Origin of the sequence: Aeromonas schubertii (assembly GCF_000820105.1) — a bacterium.
GTDB lineage: Bacteria > Pseudomonadota > Gammaproteobacteria > Enterobacterales > Aeromonadaceae > Aeromonas > Aeromonas schubertii.
Genome location: NZ_CDDB01000051.1, coordinates 1 through 1,122 on the forward strand (window position 1 = coordinate 1; position 1,122 = coordinate 1,122).

Below are 1,122 nucleotides of genomic sequence, written 5' to 3' on the forward strand. Positions count from 1 at the left end.
GCGGCACCGCCGGCCGCCTGCAACATGCGAAAGGCAAGCAGTTCCGGCAGGCTATCGGCCAGGGCGCACCCCACCGAGGCCAGGGCAAACATGATGAGGCCCGCCATGATCACCGGCTTGCGGCCGAAGCTGTCGGCCAGCGGCCCGTAGAAGAGTTGGCCGATGGCAAAACCGCCGAGAAAGGCGCTGACCGTGAGCTGAGCCCCGTCGATGGTGGTGCCCAGCTCCCTGGCCAGGGTCGGAATGGCGGGCAGGTACATGTCGACCGCCAGGGGGGTGAGTCCGGCCAAGGCGCCGAGCAGGATGAAGAGGGTGCGATGGGAGAGTGTCATTAGGCTTCCAATTGACTGGCGTGAGGACGTTATTTGGGGCTATGGTCGCGGCTGCGACTCGCCTTCTGCCCGCTCATTGTGCTCGGCCAGCCGCTCCGTCACGGCATAGATGAGAGCGGCAGTCGAGAAGGCGAGAAAGACGATGACAGACCACTTCATCTCCCCCTCGTTCATCACCCCCTCCTCGAGGAAGGCCTTGAGCACCTCGATCCCCGAGATGGTAACCAGAGAGTTGATGACGATGAGCTTGAGAGAGACGAAATCGATGCGATAGAGCCAGTTATCTCCGAGGGCGGCACGCTGCTCCGGGCTCTTGATAAATTGCACATAGCCGCACAGGGCCACCAGGATCAGCATCTGGGCCACCAGCACGAAGTCGACCAGGGTCAGTACTCCGATGATGAGCTCGAGATAGGGCAAAGAGATGATGTTGGTACAGAGTTCGTAGAGTTTGATCCCGAACTTGACCATCAACAAAACGACACAGATCAGCATGCTGACGTAGAAGGGGAACATCATCAGGCGGCTGCCTGTCAGCATAACGTTGAAACGGCGCATAGGGGGCTCCTGCGGATTCGGACGGGAAAAGCATAACGACAAACCCGTCCGAATCAAACACGAAGCTGCTTTGGGTCGGGGGCCTCACTCGAGCTGCATGGTCGCCCGGTGCAGGCGATCCTGTACCGGCCACCAGGGCTCACTCAGGGGGGGCTGCTCCAGCCAGAGGGTCTCAAGCCCGAGACGATCCAGCTCAAACAGGGTGGCGTAGAGGGCCTGCCCGTAGCCGGCC

Annotated in this window: 3 protein-coding genes; all 3 read right to left on the reverse strand. The window is 61.1% G+C overall.

Translation table 11 applies throughout. The features are described from left to right. The coding region (locus tag BN1133_RS10530; protein WP_157432342.1) for an MFS transporter at window positions 1-332 on the reverse strand (332 nt) is incomplete at its 3' end. 39 nt (window positions 333-371) lie between these two features. Then, on the reverse strand, window positions 372-890 hold the full coding sequence (locus tag BN1133_RS10535) for a YqhA family protein (RefSeq protein WP_050664776.1): 519 nt from the start codon (window positions 888-890) through the stop codon (window positions 372-374). 84 nt (window positions 891-974) lie between these two features. After that, a partial coding sequence (locus tag BN1133_RS20540; protein ID WP_331456963.1) for a Sua5 family C-terminal domain-containing protein occupies window positions 975-1,122 on the reverse strand: 148 nt, incomplete at its 5' end.